Origin of the sequence: Gimesia sp., assembly GCF_040219335.1 — a bacterium.
Lineage (GTDB): Bacteria > Planctomycetota > Planctomycetia > Planctomycetales > Planctomycetaceae > Gimesia.
Window position 1 is genome coordinate 38,434 of sequence record NZ_JAVJSQ010000012.1, and the last position, 15,815, is coordinate 54,248.

The 15,815-nt window shown below is 52.4% G+C and carries 14 protein-coding genes and 1 tRNA gene; 4 read left to right on the forward strand and 11 right to left on the reverse strand.

The window, feature by feature from the left end:
* Positions 1-30 precede the first annotated feature (30 nt).
* The gene (locus tag RID21_RS10660) at positions 31-624 is read right to left on the reverse strand and encodes a response regulator (protein ID WP_350188750.1); all 594 of its coding nucleotides are present in this window, start codon (positions 622-624) and stop codon (positions 31-33) included.
* 847 nt (positions 625-1,471) lie between these two features.
* On the opposite strand from RID21_RS10660, the gene RID21_RS10665 reads away from it, so the two are divergent.
* On the forward strand, positions 1,472-2,113 hold the full coding sequence (locus RID21_RS10665) for a response regulator transcription factor (RefSeq protein ID WP_350188752.1): 642 nt from the start codon (positions 1,472-1,474) through the stop codon (positions 2,111-2,113).
* A 352-nt stretch (positions 2,114-2,465) separates the two neighbouring features.
* Positions 2,466-4,157, forward strand: coding sequence for a PAS domain-containing hybrid sensor histidine kinase/response regulator (locus tag RID21_RS10670; protein WP_350188754.1), 1,692 nt, complete (start codon positions 2,466-2,468; stop codon positions 4,155-4,157).
* 40 nt (positions 4,158-4,197) lie between these two features.
* Here RID21_RS10670 and RID21_RS10675 read toward each other — a convergent pair whose 3' ends face one another.
* The 10 genes from RID21_RS10675 to RID21_RS10720 form a co-directional block, all read right to left on the reverse strand.
* Entirely contained in the window at positions 4,198-5,796 is a 1,599-nt protein-coding gene (locus tag RID21_RS10675) for a PAS domain-containing sensor histidine kinase (protein WP_350188756.1), read from the reverse strand.
* 309 nt (positions 5,797-6,105) lie between these two features.
* Positions 6,106-6,190, reverse strand: a tRNA-Leu gene (locus RID21_RS10680).
* Between the two features lie 132 nt (positions 6,191-6,322).
* Positions 6,323-6,946: a DUF3592 domain-containing protein gene (locus RID21_RS10685; RefSeq protein ID WP_350188758.1), complete on the reverse strand. Its 624-nt coding sequence runs from the start codon at positions 6,944-6,946 to the stop codon at positions 6,323-6,325.
* A gap of 161 nt (positions 6,947-7,107) precedes the next feature.
* Positions 7,108-7,491 carry a GlsB/YeaQ/YmgE family stress response membrane protein gene (locus RID21_RS10690; RefSeq protein WP_350188760.1) on the reverse strand — a complete coding sequence of 128 codons (384 nt, stop codon included), beginning with the start codon at positions 7,489-7,491 and terminating at the stop codon, positions 7,108-7,110.
* Positions 7,492-7,708: 217 nt separating this feature from the next.
* Positions 7,709-8,770: a dihydrodipicolinate synthase family protein gene (locus RID21_RS10695; protein WP_350188762.1), complete on the reverse strand. Its 1,062-nt coding sequence runs from the start codon at positions 8,768-8,770 to the stop codon at positions 7,709-7,711.
* A 49-nt stretch (positions 8,771-8,819) separates the two neighbouring features.
* Entirely contained in the window at positions 8,820-9,860 is a 1,041-nt protein-coding gene (locus RID21_RS10700) for an NAD-dependent epimerase/dehydratase family protein (protein ID WP_350188764.1), read from the reverse strand.
* A 129-nt stretch (positions 9,861-9,989) separates the two neighbouring features.
* Positions 9,990-10,526, reverse strand: coding sequence for a SelL-related redox protein (locus RID21_RS10705; protein ID WP_350188766.1), 537 nt, complete (start codon positions 10,524-10,526; stop codon positions 9,990-9,992).
* 54 nt (positions 10,527-10,580) lie between these two features.
* A complete protein-coding gene (locus tag RID21_RS10710) occupies positions 10,581-10,883 on the reverse strand; it encodes a hypothetical protein (RefSeq protein ID WP_350188768.1) in 303 nt (100 codons plus the stop codon).
* On the reverse strand, positions 10,883-12,262 hold the full coding sequence (locus tag RID21_RS10715) for a DUF1501 domain-containing protein (RefSeq protein WP_155366819.1): 1,380 nt from the start codon (positions 12,260-12,262) through the stop codon (positions 10,883-10,885). The genes RID21_RS10710 and RID21_RS10715 overlap by 1 nt, the downstream gene beginning before the upstream one ends.
* A 144-nt stretch (positions 12,263-12,406) precedes the next feature.
* A complete protein-coding gene (locus RID21_RS10720) occupies positions 12,407-13,312 on the reverse strand; it encodes a YihY/virulence factor BrkB family protein (protein ID WP_350188770.1) in 906 nt (301 codons plus the stop codon).
* Positions 13,313-13,528: 216 nt separating this feature from the next.
* On the opposite strand from RID21_RS10720, the gene RID21_RS10725 reads away from it, so the two are divergent.
* Positions 13,529-14,260, forward strand: a complete 732-nt coding sequence (locus RID21_RS10725) for a hypothetical protein (protein ID WP_350188772.1) — start codon at positions 13,529-13,531, stop codon at positions 14,258-14,260.
* Between the two features lie 97 nt (positions 14,261-14,357).
* Positions 14,358-15,806 (forward strand): right-handed parallel beta-helix repeat-containing protein, encoded by a 1,449-nt coding sequence (locus RID21_RS10730; protein ID WP_350188774.1) that lies wholly within the window; start codon positions 14,358-14,360, stop codon positions 15,804-15,806.
* The last annotated feature ends 9 nt before the right edge of the window (positions 15,807-15,815 follow it).

The window sequence follows — 15,815 nt, forward strand, 5'->3', positions numbered from 1 at the left end:
CGGGAGCAGAGACTCCAGGCACTCCTCCCGTCATTTGCTGACTTTGCGGTTCACTTCTTCCAGTAGAATGTCGATGGATTCACACATCTCTTTTTTCAGCGCATGCAGACTGTTCTGCATGACTGCCAGGCCATCGATGCGCTGAGTACTCTGTCGAGTCTCTTCTGTTGTGCTGGCGGCAACAACTGGTTCCGGCTCTGCAATTTCCGGCGGTGGTTCTGAAGAGCGCATGGAACCACGCAATTTGTTGACGAGCAGTTCCGTATCAATGGGTTTGATCAACATATCTTTAAACCCGATCGCGAGCGCGTCCCTGGTCAGTTCTTTCATGCGGGGAGAGGATGTTCCATGCTCCCGGGTGACCATCAGAAAGAAGTTGAGCGGGGGGATGATCCCTTCATCATTGAAACGTTCAATTTTGGAGGCGGCTTTGTAGAGATCGATGGCATTCATGGAGGGCAGGAAGAGGCTGGTGAGCACGGCGTCGACAGAAAAATCTGTTTTAAGAATGGCGAGCGCTTCTTCCCCACTCTCTGCGGATACCGTGTCAAAATTGTGGCGGGAGAGTTTCTGGTTCAAACTCTGACGTATGAACCCGATTTCATCGACAATCAGTATTTTCATTTTCGATTCCTGCTGTGAATTAAAATCATTCGCTGTCAGCTACTTGATTTGGGGGTCTTTCACTTAATCATCTATCGCCTTATAGAAATAAAATAAAAATGGGGGATATTACCCAATTCCAGATAGAGTATTCACCTCCTTATTGAATTTGAAGTTGTGTATAGGTAGAACAGGTGGAATAGGGTGTTGTTAGGTGCTATATTTATACGTAATTGGGCCTGTTTCACTCCTTTATCTTATTCCAAGACAAATCGATTCTGATACCAGCTAAATTGAGCCGGTCATACCTGTTTTAGCCAGCATTCCTGTTATCAGGGCTGCTCTCAAGCTGATCATCAGCGTGCCCGCGGGCGATAGACGCTATGTTTCAGCCGCATTTTGAAAAGAACTGAAGTTCGAGACGACGGATCGTTTCCTCGGTATTTCTCCCCTCTACATTCAGTTGGTTCTAGTTGTGTTCATCAATTCCTGGATACAGAACCACACTGGAAATCGGTACTACTTGATCTGTTGAAAAAAACTGGCAAGTATCTCAAATTAAATAACTTGTAGAAAACACAGTCACCCAGCGACTAACCATCACGTATTTATTATAGACATAGAGATAGAAAAGTAAGGAAAACGGACTCATGTGTTTACAGCGGGGGAGTCTATTAATTCGCTCCGTCTGTGAAAGCGCTTTTGCTTTCTAAATGGAATTATAAGAGTAACTGAGATCTGTGGCTTGTGAATGAGAGTCATTGATAGAAATACATTCCCCGTTCAGGTAGATATTGAACGGCTTGATTCTACGACTCTCTATTAAATGCCAGGACAACTTTGAACAGACACACTTTTAGAGGCACGAATGAGCGATTTTGTTGTGTATGTGATCGATGATGATCTTGACGTGCTGGATTCTATTGCAACACTACTTTCCACATCAGGTTATGAAGTAAAAACGTATCACAACGTCTATGCATTTCTGGAATCGAAAGAGAATTCCACTCCGGGTTGTGTGCTGATCGATCTGGTCATGCCCGAAATCTGTGGCATTGAATCAATGGAGCTGATTCGCAAGCAGCGGCTGTACTATCCGGTCGTGATGATGAGTGCCTACGGAGATATTGAAAAAGCAGTATCAGCAGTCAAACTCGGGGCCTGCGACTACCTGGAAAAGCCATTTGAGAAAGAGAAGTGCATCAAAGCGATCGAATACGCGAGATCACAACTCAATGAGGAAGGCGGTCCTGCCGATGCGGACAGTCAGGAATATCTGGAACTCTATGACAACTTAACCCGACGCGAAAAACAGGTCTTTCACCTGATTGCAGATGGGCAGGCGGGAAAACAGATTGCAAATGCGATGTCCATCAGCTACCGCACCATGGAAAAACATAAAGCCAATGTGTTGAACAAGCTGGGCATTTCAAGTGCGACGGATATCGTGCATATTCTATACAAAATCAAAGACATGCCCGGTTTTCAGAAAGACGGAAACGACGCCTGAGTTCCACTCTGCCACACTTCGCCAGCCACTGCGCGGTAGGATAATCTGCCTGATCGTTCAGGCTTAACTGAGCCATTTAATGGCTTTCCCTGTCTGCTGGGAGCATTGCTTAACCACTCTGGTTTTAATCTGTTGCCCTCGATTAGTGAGGCGTGATCTACAAATTCCGAAGCTGGATTGGGGGGATTCCCCCATCGATTTTGACTGATCGAAAGTCGATAAACCGAACATCAGCATATTTTAACTCTCTCAGTGAGTGACAAGAAATCGGGGTCTTTCACAAGCTGAATTATCTGAAGGGGAAATGTCTAACTAAAGCGTATTAACATTCTGCCAGACAGAAGGGCCTGTCATGACATCCAGACAAAGTCGATCCGTTGTGGATCAATTTGCGAGTCAGCTGTTACAACTGAGTATTGATGTCTCCATCGCAGTCGATGAGCGGGGCGTCATTTTAGCGGCGACCAATTCAATCAGCGATCTATTTGGCTGGAGTCGCGAAGACGCGAGTGGGCAGAATATTCGAGAACTGATTTCTGAATCCAGTCTCGAACAGTTCGATCATTATATTGTCGAATCACTGGGAACAGCATCCGGAACTGCCCGGAATATAATGGCCAGGCGAAAGGATGACTCCTGTTTCGCGACCGAACTGACCCTGAAGCCCGTTGACGACCCCGACGACCAGATTCAATTTATCGGTGTTTTCCGAGACTGTAGCGAGCAGCGCAAGTCGCAGAACAAACTGGATGAATACGTCGAGCGGCTCAAACAGTCTCGCAGAGAGATGAAACGCAAGGATTTTCAGCTCAAATCCGCCATGAGCATCGTTGATCGAGCCAATCAGGCTAAGAGTGAATTTCTGGCGAACATGAGTCACGAAATACGCACTCCGATGACGGCCATCCTGGGATACACCGATCTCCTGAAAGAGCATTCCGCCGGTCAGGAGCAGCAGGAACTGATTGAGATTATTCAGAATAATGGTGCGCATCTGCTGCAGGTCATCAATGATATCCTGGATCTCTCCAAGATCGAAATGGGGGACTTCGCCATCCGGAAAGTCCACTGCTCTCCGCTGCGGGTCTTGAGGGAAGTGATTGATGAATATCAGCCCCTGGCATCTCAGAAGGGGCTCAGTCTCCAGACGCGGTACCAGAAATCATTGCCCGATTCGATTCAGACGGATCCGGGTCGCTTGAAACAGGTCCTGGCGAATCTGATCAGTAATGCCATCAAGTTTACTAATACAGGGCATATTGAACTGGATGTGCGAATGTCTGTTCAGTCACCCCTGGATCGGATTCTACAGCTCAGCGTGAGTGATACGGGGATTGGAATCCCTGCTGAAAAACTGAAAACCATTTTCGAGCCGTTTACCCAGGCTGACAGTTCAACATCGCGCAATTATGGTGGCACCGGACTGGGACTGACTCTGAGTCGCAAGCTGGTACAAATCCTGGGCGGCAATCTGACCGTACAGTCTACACTCGACCGAGGTAGTGTCTTCACGGTCACGTTGCATCTGGAACCGGATGAAGATCAGCTCTTGTCTCACGGACTGGGATTCCAGTTCGAAACTGCTGGCTCAAATACGAAGGACATCATAAGCCCTGAAATGGACCAGCGGTCCTGTGGTAATGCGGAGAAGATTTTGCTGGTCGATGATACGCCGGAGATCCGTCGTCTGTTTACATACCTGTTGAACAAGATGGGGTTGGATGTCAAAACGGCATCCAATGGAAAAGAAGCCGTGGATCAAATTCGAACCGCTGTGGCACAGAATGCTGCTTTCGATCTGATTCTGATGGACATGCAGATGCCTGTGATGAGCGGTTATGAGGCAGTACGGATTTTACGGGAACAGGAAATACCGGTTCCCGTGATTGCGATCACGGCGCATGCCCTGGTTGCCGACCGGGAAAAATGCCTTGCTGCCGGCTGCACAGACTATCTCAGCAAACCGGTCAAATTCGATGTCCTGTATGAGATGGTGCAACGCTACCTTCCCGCCCGGGCGATGCTGCAACTGAATCATAACTGAGCGGGAAGTCGTTTCAGTCGTGAGCAGCGTCGGCTCTGATTTACCGATTGTGCTCAGTGCGAGGACGTTCGAGGGGCTTCTGACAGGCAGGCAACTGGATACAGAAGGTTGCTCCTTTGCGGGGGTTGGGAAGAAACCACATTTTTCCCTCCGCGGACTGGATCAGTGAGCGGCTGAGAGACAGGCCGATTCCCAGTCCGGACTGTTTGCTTGTCGCGAAAGGAGTAAACAGTTTACTGCGGAAGCTTTCGGGAACACCGCAGCCGGTATCTGAGACGGATATCTGAATCATTCTGTCGGTTGTGGAAGCCGTTGAAATAGTCAACGTGCGGGGAGCCGGGGAATGTTCCATGGCTTCTACCGCGTTTTTAAAGAGGTTGACCAGTACCTGTTCAATCTGCACGCGGTCAGCATAGACGGTCGTAAACTTATGCTTGTAGCAGGTTTTGACTTCGATCTGTTTGAGTCGGATCTGGTAGTTGATGATCTGCAGAGCGCTGCGGATACTGTCGTGAATATTAAACAGGAACCTTTGTTGCGGCTGTTTTTGAGTAAATGCTTTCAGTCTACGGATAATCTCACCGGAACGCAGTGCCTGTCTTTCAATTTTTTCGCGGAGTTGGCTGACATCTTCTCCCTGTTCCATCAGGCTTTTCATCGCACCACAGTAATTGGCGATCGCTGTGAGAGGTTGATTCAGTTCATGTGACAGCCCCGCGATGAGTTCACCTTTCACGACCAGACGGGAGACATGGGCCAGCTCATCACGATATTCCTGGGCAATTCTGCTGGCCTCAACTTTTTCGGTGATGTCCTGAATGGTGCCGTACATCAGCTGACTCTCACCCGTTGCATCCGGTTTGAGTCCTGCCTGAAGATGGACGTATCGAATCTCCCCCTGTGGCCGCACGATACGATGCTCGAAACTGAACGGCAGCCTGTTATCAAGAGTGTTGGTGATCACCCGGGTGACCAGCTTCCGGTCTTCAGCATGCACCATTTCCATGAAGGTCTGCGTTGTGGGTTGGAAATCGAAGTCTCCCAGACCCAGAATGCGATAGATCTCTTCCGACCACCAGAGTGTGTTCTCCCGGGTATCCCATTCCCAGCTGCCGATGTGGGCTTGTCGCTGTGCTTCTGACAGACGGGCATGCACGTGTTGTAATTTAATTTCTGCGGTTTTTCTTTGTGTGATGTCCTGGATAATCACCAGAGTCTCTTCTGGCTGGTAAGGTAGCAGCCGAGCCTGGAACCAGCGCATTGCCTGTGTTATTTCCAGCGCGTATTCAAAAGTGACAGGGGCCTGTGACTGGATCAGTTCCTGCTGTGCCGTTTCAAACTGACTGGCAACAGACGAGGGGAAGATCTCGTGCAGATGTCTCTGGTGTACCGTTTCGACCGGCAGAAAGTGGTGCTGATTCTTTTCATTCACGAAGCGGGTAATGACACCTCGTAAATTCAGATGAAAATAGAGGTCCGGATTCACATCCAGAATCATTTGTAACTGGGCAGACCGTTCTGTCTCCCAATGTTCCAGCATTTCCTGTCGCAGTTTTTCATTGATCTGTAAGCGCGTGGAAGGCTGAAGCAGTTCGGGGAGAAAATTGAGATCCTGAATTGTGGTCAAAGCAACATCCATGTGCTGATCTCGCATTCTGTGTTGTGTTGAAGGGCTGACCGACCCGATCACTGTACCTCATGTAGAGGGAGCTGGAGTTCAGGCCAGGAAATGTTCAAGTCTGTATGAACTGTCGCTATCAGGAGGATTATGTCTGGTTTTGGTTTTTAGATAAACCCCGATTTATGTACTGGGTTTCGCTGTTAGATAGAAACAGGGAGGGCAGGAGTATCTGTAACCGGCAGAGGGCAGACACTGCGCAGGTCAATGCGAAAGCGAAGCACCTGAGGTGGGGGAAGCAGAAAGCAGTTCTGCAAAGAGAAACAGTAATAGCCGAGGCGGGACTCGAACCCGCACGCCCTTTACGGACCCGGGATTTTAAGTCCCGTGCGTCTGCCAATTCCGCCACTCGGCCATGACTTTAAGAGTATATAGATTATTAGGTTATGTATTGCAAGCGAGAACCGGAAAAACAGGGACCTGAGATCCCCGCCGATAACCGGTCTGGTCAGATTCAGCTGCTTTTCTACTCAATCAAAAATAGAGGTTAACCACCGTTCTGGTTTTTCCTGATGCGTCGTCTGCGGCGTTGCAAAGCCGAATCGGGAGAGGAAGATGTGCTCGTTGGCGCTCGTTTTTTCTTCTTCTTTTTCTTCGGTTTGCTCAAGCGAGAACGTAGAAAAATAGAGTTGTCATAGGCGATATAACCTCCCCCGATCAGTAGCAGCAAAGGGATCAATGGGCTCAGGTTTACGAGCCAGTTTGACCCTTTTTCCAGGACCGCTTTGGAATGATCTTCCGGAGAATAAAATACCGGGTGTTTTGAGCCCACGGGGTATTTATCAACGACCTCTTCGGCGTGGGAGGGAATGGGAGTCTCAAAACTACGGAAGGCGATGTCTGAACTTGTATAGTTTTTTCCATCAACCGAATAGCGATAAGATACGATTGGTGTCCAGGCAGGTCTTCGACGATTTTGACCTGTCTTGACCTCAGATTGCGTGATTTCCGCTTCCGTCTGAGGCCAGTTCGCGCTTTGTCTGGCTTCGCTAATTTTCTTGAATGTCGGTTTGATCAGAAACGGTGCCCCGATGACCATGGCGGCACCAATCAGGGCTTTCGCCAGTAGAAACCAGTTTGGATCTCCTGGGTGGGGAGCTAAAGCTCTCATGAATCGTCCTCAGCTGAGTAGCCTCTCGTCAGCCCACTCGCGATCAAAGGGACTGAGCAGATGTCAGCTTACGATTCTGGTGGACATTCGCGTCTTTGTCAATGCGTTTCACTACATCACATGGGCGAATTTTCATACTCGTCGGGCAGATTGGACCCCGATTAATAGGTCTCATCAGCCAGGCCACGGGCACGACGTCGTCTGCGACGACGGTGCAACCAGCGTTCGCCATCTTCGGCTTCAGCGAAAAAGGAACCGGCCAGCATGCGATAGAAAAACAGCAGAATGAAGGCACCACCGGTGGCCGCCAGGAAACCGATCGAACTGATCGGCGTGACACGTGCTCCGTCCCAGAAAAACATCAGGGTTCCACAACCGACCACACTGCCGCCGATCCCCATTAACATTGTGCTGACGGCACCCCCTGGATCTTTTCCGGGCATGATCGCCTTAGCTGCCAGACCTACCAGCGTGCCGAAGCCAACCCAGACTAACATCTCGTTGACGGCTTCCTGCAGAATCTGAGTCATGTTCTCATCAAACATTATGACGGTCCTTCGTCGCTAAATGCTTTTAGATCTTGTGTTTAGGGGGGGATTGTGTCTATGAGCAGGTTGGCCCGGTGAGGAGAGGCTCTTCTTACCCGACATAGTTATTATCGTCAAGACCGATCTGAAACTTGGGTTACGAACCGTTTTACTGGAATTTGGCTCAAGTTATTTACGTTTTTGAGACGCAAAACGTGGCTGACTTTAACTGAGCTTAACCACTGAGCCAATCGTCCAGATGCTCAGCCACGAACGCATCATCATTCAGATGGGGGTAAGCTTCATAGATCCGATCAATCTCAGCCAACTGTCCGGGGCCCAGGGTTTCCTGGGGATTCAGGCACCAGATTCCCTCCAGCAGCCCCTGACGACGCAGCACTTCATGAATGCCGGGGATACAACCCTGGAACCGGTTAGCCACGTCAAAGAAGGCTGCGTTGCAGTCCGTTACTTCGGTGTTCAACTGCATGATGGAAAGCGGAATGGCTTCACCGCGGGAGGCGATCTGTTGACATTCATCGAGAATTTCCACAGCCCGACTGGTCCAGACAGCCCAGTGTCCGAGCAGGCCGCCCCGGATGCGGCGTTCGAGGACATTCTCTCCCGAACGAAAACGGAATGGTGTGACCAGGTCGAGTACGATGTTGTCATCATTCCCCGTATACAGGGCGATATCTTCGCGGCCCGATTCTGCCACCGCGCGGATCACGTCCAGAGTGTGATAGCGGTTGAAGGGGGCCATTTTAATCGCGGCCACGTTTTCAATCTCACAGAACCGCCGCCAGAAGGAGTAAGGGAGCAGTCGTCCGCCCACGTCCGGTTGCAGATAGAATCCGAAGACGGGAATGATTTCAGCCACGGCGCGACAATGTTGAATCAGCGTCTCTTCATCCACTTCCTTGAGAGCAGACAGGCTGAGCAGACCATAGTGGTAGCTGGCTTCTCGTGCAATACTGGCTTCCCGTGTGGCCTGATCGGTGGGACCACAGATGCCTGTGACGCGAATCAGGGGAACGCGTCGTGTCGCATCGGCCCGGTCCATCTCTTCGCTGGCCAGTTCCAGAACGGGTTGAAACAGATCGATACCCGGTTCGCGTATTTCAAACTGTGTCGTATGCACGCCGACTGCCAGTCCGCCCACACCACTGGCGATGTAATAGCGCGAAAGTGCCCTTTGCCGGCGTTCATCCAGTTGTCGGGAGGCATTCAGGGCCAGGGGATGTGCCGGGATGGCGGTTCCCTGTTGGAGCGTTTTCGTAATGATGGACGGTGTCACAATTCGTTTGCATCCTGATTCAAAGCGAGGAAGTGATAGTCAGCTGACTTTAGAATTTGCCGCTACGCGATTCAAAGTGAGTCGGCTTGCCCAGCAGGGGGCCGTCGGTTTGAATCCAGTGTGCGATCCAGTCGAATATCTGTTCGACATCCACCAGCGGGGCTCCGTACTTCTGATGACCATACTGGCCGTTATTCAGCAGGGCGTCCCGCGCTTCACTGCCTGTGAAGTGCACCGGTTTTCCGAAGAGTTCTCCAAACCGTTCGCAGACCTCGCGCACTTTGAGAATACACGGACCGGCGACATTCAGGTAAGCCGGTGGGGTAGTGGCATCGGGCAGCGAGCAAAGCGTCATCGCATTCGCGTCTCCCTGCCAGATCACGTTGACGTAACCCATGGAAACATCAATCGTCTGTTCCTGGTAGACCTGAAGTGCGAGATCGACAAGTACACCGTAGCGGCACTCGGTGGCGTAGTTCAGGCGGATGATCGTCATCGGGATCTCCAGCGTGCGGCTGAAATGTTCGAACATTCGTTCGCGACCCAGGCAACTCATCGCATACTCACCCACGGGATCGGGCTGATCGGTTTCGACCGAACCCGAACCGTTTGCAGGGACGAGTCCGTAGATATTGCCTGTGGAAAATGCGGTGATGCGGCTGTTTCGATACTTGTTACAGACCAGGGCAGGAAGATAAGTATTCATGGCCCAGGTCAGCGATTCGTTGCCCGTGGCGCCGAATTTCATGCCCGCCATGTAGATTACGTTGGGAACGTCAGGCAGACTCTGGATGAAATCGCTATCGAGCAGATCTCCTTTGATCGTTTCAATGCCGAGGTCTTCCAGAGGCTGACGGCTGGATTCATCCGAAAAGCGGCTGACGCCGATTACGCGCCGGGTGATTCCGGCGGCTTTATCGGCGCGGAGGATCATCTGTGCCAGCGTTGGTCCCATTTTGCCCGCGATGCCCAGCAGAATCAGATCGCCGGGAGTCTGTTGCAATGCTTCAATCACGCCGGGTGTGGGGCGGCTGAGCAGTTCTTCGAGTTGTGCGACGTTCTCAATTGTTTCGGGAAATTCCTGAGGCATGGTGTCCCTGGGTATTTGTGGTCGTGTGGGAGCGATATGAAATCGAGTTCAATAACTTAAGGTTCCTAAGCATTATGGCAGGTTTCTCCCGGAAATGGAAACGTACTGGAAATGTGCACGAAACAAGGCTCAATGCGGGGGGAGTTCGCAGGCCAGCAGCTGATCCCAGTCGGGTTGATCAGCCGAGTTCTGGGAAAAATGGCTGGCGACGATCTGCCCCTTGTCAAGAATCAGCGCTGCTCCCAGCTGTTGCACATCTTTACCGGGGATGCCTGGCAGATGACCGGAGAGGATTGTCGTCTTGAAGCCGGACCACCAGATTGCAGGTCCGGCGACTTCAGAAAGCCTGCCGCGTTTGACCTGGAAGAGCTCATACAGTTTGCGCTCCGGATCACTGAAAGAGTGGACGTCCTGCAGTTGATAGCGGGCCAGCAACTGGCTTGCCTGTTGAGGTTCCATCATATGGACGATGGCAAGTTGCAGGCCGCGTTCTGTGAGTTCAGCGGACAGGGACTGCAGTTGGGCCAGAACCTCACGGCAGAAAGGGCAGCCGCCGTGCCTGAGGAACACGACGAGTACGGGGGCCTCATTGGAGAGGTCTGCCAGCGTCCTGCCACGGGAGGAAGGGAATGCCGCGAGTGCTTCCTGAAAGGGGATCTGATCCATGATGCGCTCTTTTACTTAGACACTGAGGGTTTCAGTTAACTGCTGAGTGCCAGTTTACCATAACGCGTTCGGATGTTCGCGGTGAAAGTCATCGATTTGCTGCACCGTGTCTTCGACTTTTTCCAAATCGGTGTAGTACATCGCGCTGGGATCGATCTGGTGTGCTTCCAGGTGTTCTATTTTCGCACGGATCTGCGGGACCCGGGCGATGCGGGGGAGTGCCACGAACCAGACCAGGCTGAGGGCACCGGTTACCAGCAGAAAGCCTGACCAGCGCCGGCGCAGACCAGCAGAGTGGTTTGGGGAATCAGATTTCGGACAATCGTGAGGCACTGGTACACTGACTGGTAGAGACACTAAAAGAGTTCGCTGATCACTTCACCATGATCTACGGCTATCGTAGGTCTTCCAGAGTGATCCGGGAAGTGCATTTCCGGATCCATGCCTAATACACGGTAAATCGTATGATGAATATGACCGGGACGGACGGGACGGTCCGCAGGGGCATCCCCCAGACGATTGGTGGCGCCGACAATCCGGCCCCCTTTGACACCTCCGCCGCCCAGCAGGCAGAACATGGAGTTGCCCCAGTGGTCGCGGCCGGGCGTTCCCTGGCTTAATGGAGGTCCACCGTTGCCGCCATCGTTCATGCGGGGAGTGCGGCTGAATTCACCACACAACACGACCAGCACCTTTTCACTGAGACCGCGTTGTGCGAGGTCTTCAAACAGGGCGCTCACGGCCTGGTCGACACGGGGGAGATAACTTTCCATCCCGCTCTGCAGGTTCCAGTGATGGTCCCAGCCACCGAAGTGCACGGTGACGAAGGTGGTTCCCGCTTCCACCAGACGGCGGGCCAGCAGGACACTCTGTCCCCAGGTGTGGCGCCCGTATTGATCGCGAAGCTTTTCGTCTTCGGATTTCAGATCAAAGGCGCGGCGGGCTTTTTCGCCGGTGACCATGTCGTAAGCTTTCTGGTCCAGACGATCCATGGAATCGAGCATGCCCGACTGGTCCACATCTCTGCGGAGGCGATCAAATGTTTTGAGCAGGTCTTTGCGGTCTTTGAGCCGCTGGAGGGAGAGCCCGTTGATGGGGCTCAGGTTCTGGACCTGGAAATTCTGGTTGTTGGGATCCGAGCCGGTTTCGAAGGGATCGTATTGGACTCCCAGGAAGTTGCCGCCGAAGTAACCGGGACGCAAACCGATGCTCGACGCGTAAGGGACGGAGACGTAGGCCGGCATCCCCGGATCACGCGGACCGAGAACCTTGGTAGCCATCGAGGCGATAGACGGATTCCGACCGGGTGTGCTGCCACCGCTGACGCCTCCCCGTCCGGTGAGCATCCAGTGTCCGCCGGTAAAGTGGTCGCCGGTATTGTGGTGCAGAGAACGAACGACCGAGAACTTGTCTGCACATTTCGCCTGGAGCGGAAACAACTCGGTAATGTCCATGCCGGGGACGTTAGTATGAATCGGATTCCAGATGCCCCTGTATTCGCTGGGGGCTTCGGGCTTCATGTCATAGGTGTCGAGGTGGCTCGGTCCGCCATCGAGCCAGAGCAGAATGACGGAGGTATCTTTCTTTGGGATGCCGTTCTGAGCTGCGTTTGCTTTCGCATGCAGGATCTGTGAGAGGCTGGCCGAGCCCATGCCCGCCATACCGACCTGCAGGAAGTGACGACGGCTGAGACCGTCACAATATTTGCCGCTTTTGCCAAACTCGACACGGAACATAATTGCGCTCCAGAACGCGACTAAGAAATAAGTGAACGTTGATGTATTTTAGAATCCTCTCTCTGGTTTCGTCAATAACGAAGCGCTCTGTTTCAAGTGAGAGAGCGGGAATCAGGGGAGAGGGCAAACAGCGAAGCAGGACGGTCAGCTGATGGCTGCGGACTTCTCTTTCGCCGCCCGATAAATGACGCCGTTGATTTCAGCCCCCATCATCAGAATCGCTCCGGTCATATACAACCAGACGAGTAACACAATGAATCCCCCCAGGGTGCCATAAGTTTCGTTGTAGTGTGCAAAATTTTCGACATACTCACGAAAGCCCAGCAACATGACCACCCAGCTGACAACAACAAACAGGCTGCCCGGAGTGATGATGTTCCAGGGAAGTCTGACACTGGGAACGGCCCAGTAAATGACCGAGGTCGAAATCAGCATGAAGCCGCAGGCAACTGACCAGCGGGTACCGGCTGAGAGCAGGACGTGCAGCCAGGGCATATCAAAATTGGACAGCAGCAGGCGGGCCATCGCGGGGCCGACCACCAGCAGAATCATGGCAAGTAACAACAGGAACAGCACAAAAAATGTCAGCAACAGGGAGAGTCCGCCCGCTTTGAGTAACTTTCTGCGATGATCGACTTCAAACACGGCATCCAGTCCTTTACCCATCGTGAGGAACAGGCGCATGCCCCCCCAGGATAGAAGGACCACCCCGCCCATGATCAGACTGAAAGTCGTTTTCTTCTGGATGTCGGCGATCTGGTCGAACAGGATTTGGGAGAGATCATGGGGCAGTCCCATATTGATGGCATTCTCCATACTGCGAATCAGGCCCTCGATGGGGAGTTGAGCCACACAGCCAATCAGGACCATCAGCAGAGGGAAGAGCGTGAAGATGGCGTAATAGGCGAACTGTGCGCTCTGGGCGCTAAGGCGGTGCTGGTTGTAGCCGATAAAGGCGCGACGGACCAGATCCCAGGGAGTCAGGCCTCCTAATTTCCACATCGCGAGAAAGCCGATTTTGCTCAGATCAAGTTGTTCGGTTTTGTTCATGTTTGTTTAATCTGTTCTATTACAACGGCTTACGGCAACGCGAACCTCTGGCAGCTGAACGACAATAAAAATCGTTAAAATTCCTATAATCATTAAAGGTTAACATTGGGAAAGGTCGATCTCAGAGATAGAGGGTTCTCTCTGCAGGGGATCCTGCGACTGTCACTCCGCGAGTGACGACCACTTTTACGAACTGAGATTGACCGGATTTTCCAAATGAATTCGTTACTGAAATTAAGTGTGGGTATTTTATTCTGTCTTCCTCTGACCGGCTGCGCCGGACCAGGTTATTACGATCCGTCGACCGGCATGGTCTGCGGTGGTGAGATGTACGGCCCCACCAACTTCATGGATGATATCAGATGTTCGCTTTCAAAGCACCGCGCACAGCGGATGCAAAAGCTATGCTGTAATTCCTGTGATCCGTGTAATACCTGTGATCCCTGCGGTGGCTGCAATACCTGCGGTCCTTTCAAGAAGCATGGGTTTGGTAAGAAGTTCCCTTCTACACTGGCTTCGGGAACCTTCAGCTATGGTGGCTGGGATGAAGGCCCCATGGAAACCTATCCCATGGAATCGTACCCCACGCCGAACTTCTCTTCCCAGTCCAACTGCCCGACGTGTGGTCCGCAGGGAGGGCAGGGACAGTACTATGAATCTCCACAAACCTATGAAGGTGATTATCAAGGCGACTACCACGGCGGATTCGTACCGGAAGGACACGGTACTCCCTCTGGGCCTGCAACTGTTGTCCCTCAGAAGATTGCCCCTACGCCCGATCACGGACCTAAGGGAGCCATTCAGAAACCAGCGCCTGCACCTGCTGCCGAAGAACCCATGTCTTCCGTTCCGCCTTCCATGCTGTATGCTCCGACCAACATTCCCAGTTCGGCTCAGCCCGGTCAGGGAGCCCGTCCGGTGCGGTGGGTACCAGCTCAGGTTCACTAAGCAGACGCGGAGTGCAGCAGAAATCTCAGGCCGTCTATCAACAATGAACGTGCCGGCCTGAGTTGAGAACAGATCCGAAAGGGAAGGGACCCTTGCCGTGCAGCGAACTGAAACTCTAATGCAGGGAACCGGTTCTCTGTCTGTTCGTCTTCTGAATTGTCTGCTGACTCTCTCCATCGTAGTTCTGGTTTCTGCCAGGACGACGGAGTGTCAGGCGGAGCTCTTCGAAGTGGGGCCCGATAAAAAGTATACCCTGCTGGAAAAAGTTCCCTGGGAAAGTCTCTCGCCGGGGGATGAGGTCCAGATTCACTGGCGGACGCAGCCTTATCGGAGTAAATGGGTACTCTGTCGACGGGGGACCCAGGCGAAGCCGATCGTGATCAAAGGCATTCCCTCCGAGAAAGGGGACCTGCCTGTCATCGATGGTCGACGTGCCGTCACGCGACCGCAGCTCCGCTATTGGGGCGAACAGCGGGGCATCATCAAAATTGGTGGTGCCCGCGATCCTGCTGATACGATGCCTGCGCACATTGTGATCGAGAACCTCGACATCCGCAGTGCACGTCCCTCCTTCTTCTATTTCAGTTCGGACGGACTGCAGAAGTATTTTCAGAATGCCGCGGCGATCTTCATTGAAAAAGGGGAACACATTACGATCCGCAACTGCTTCCTGCACGATTGCGGCAACGGTCTGTTTATCGCCCCCGACTCGAAAGAGATCCTCGTTGAGAACTGTGCGATCTATCATAACGGGATTGCCGACAGCTACTACGAACACAACGTTTATACTGAAGCAGCCGGGATGATCTTTCAGGGAAACTACCTCGGTCCGCTTCGCGAAAACTGCCTGGGGAACAATCTCAAAGATCGCTCTGCCGGCCTGGTCGTGCGCTACAACTGGATCGAAAGCGGCAACCGACAGCTTGATCTGGTCGATGCCGAGGGCAGCGATACGATTCGCTTTGATCCCCGCTATCGGACCACGTATGTGTATGGCAACGTGCTGGTGAAACGGGAAGAAGATTCGAACACGCAGATGATTCACTACGGTGGTGACAGTGGCGACGAAGACAATTATCGCAAGGGGACCCTGTTTCTCTACAACAACACGATGGTTTCCCGGCGGGCGTCCACTACGCTGGTGCGTCTGTCAACCGCGAGCGAACACCTGGACTGCCGGAATAACATTCTTTATACCTCGCATGATGGCAGCAGCCTGGCGATTCTCGATGAAGCGGGGACGGCGAGTCTGAGTCATAACTGGATCAAACGGGGCTGGAAAGCCGCGCATTCCACTCGCTTCGGCAAGGTCAGTGCGGAAGACGAAATTCATTCCGGTGCCGATCCGGGATTTCAGGACGAAGAGAAAAACCTGTTCTTCCTCACTGCCAAGTCCGCCTGTCTGAATAAAGCGGGGGCCCTACCGGAAGCCGTGAAAGCAAATTTCCCCGTAAAACAGGAGTTCAAAGGTCCCCGGGGAATGAAACAACGCCCCGCAGCATCGTTGAACGATCTGGGGGCGTTGGAACGAGAATCCGAAGAGTAGCCTCTGCTA

Excerpts from the sequence above, each read along its gene's own strand:
- RID21_RS10725 (WP_350188772.1), top strand. The coding sequence starts at position 13,529 with ATGAATTCGTTACTGAAATTAAGTGTGGGTATTTTATTCTGTCTTCCT.
- RID21_RS10670 (WP_350188754.1), top strand. The coding sequence starts at position 2,466 with ATGACATCCAGACAAAGTCGATCCGTTGTGGATCAATTTGCGAGTCAG.
- RID21_RS10700 (WP_350188764.1), bottom strand. The coding sequence starts at position 9,860 with ATGCCTCAGGAATTTCCCGAAACAATTGAGAACGTCGCACAACTCGAA.
- RID21_RS10690 (WP_350188760.1), bottom strand. The coding sequence starts at position 7,491 with ATGTTTGATGAGAACATGACTCAGATTCTGCAGGAAGCCGTCAACGAG.
- RID21_RS10675 (WP_350188756.1), bottom strand. The coding sequence starts at position 5,796 with ATGGATGTTGCTTTGACCACAATTCAGGATCTCAATTTTCTCCCCGAA.
- RID21_RS10665 (WP_350188752.1), top strand. The coding sequence starts at position 1,472 with ATGAGCGATTTTGTTGTGTATGTGATCGATGATGATCTTGACGTGCTG.
- RID21_RS10715 (WP_155366819.1), bottom strand. The coding sequence starts at position 12,262 with ATGTTCCGTGTCGAGTTTGGCAAAAGCGGCAAATATTGTGACGGTCTC.
- RID21_RS10720 (WP_350188770.1), bottom strand. The coding sequence starts at position 13,312 with ATGAACAAAACCGAACAACTTGATCTGAGCAAAATCGGCTTTCTCGCG.
- RID21_RS10660 (WP_350188750.1), bottom strand. The coding sequence starts at position 624 with ATGAAAATACTGATTGTCGATGAAATCGGGTTCATACGTCAGAGTTTG.
- RID21_RS10685 (WP_350188758.1), bottom strand. The coding sequence starts at position 6,946 with ATGAGAGCTTTAGCTCCCCACCCAGGAGATCCAAACTGGTTTCTACTG.
- RID21_RS10705 (WP_350188766.1), bottom strand. The coding sequence starts at position 10,526 with ATGGATCAGATCCCCTTTCAGGAAGCACTCGCGGCATTCCCTTCCTCC.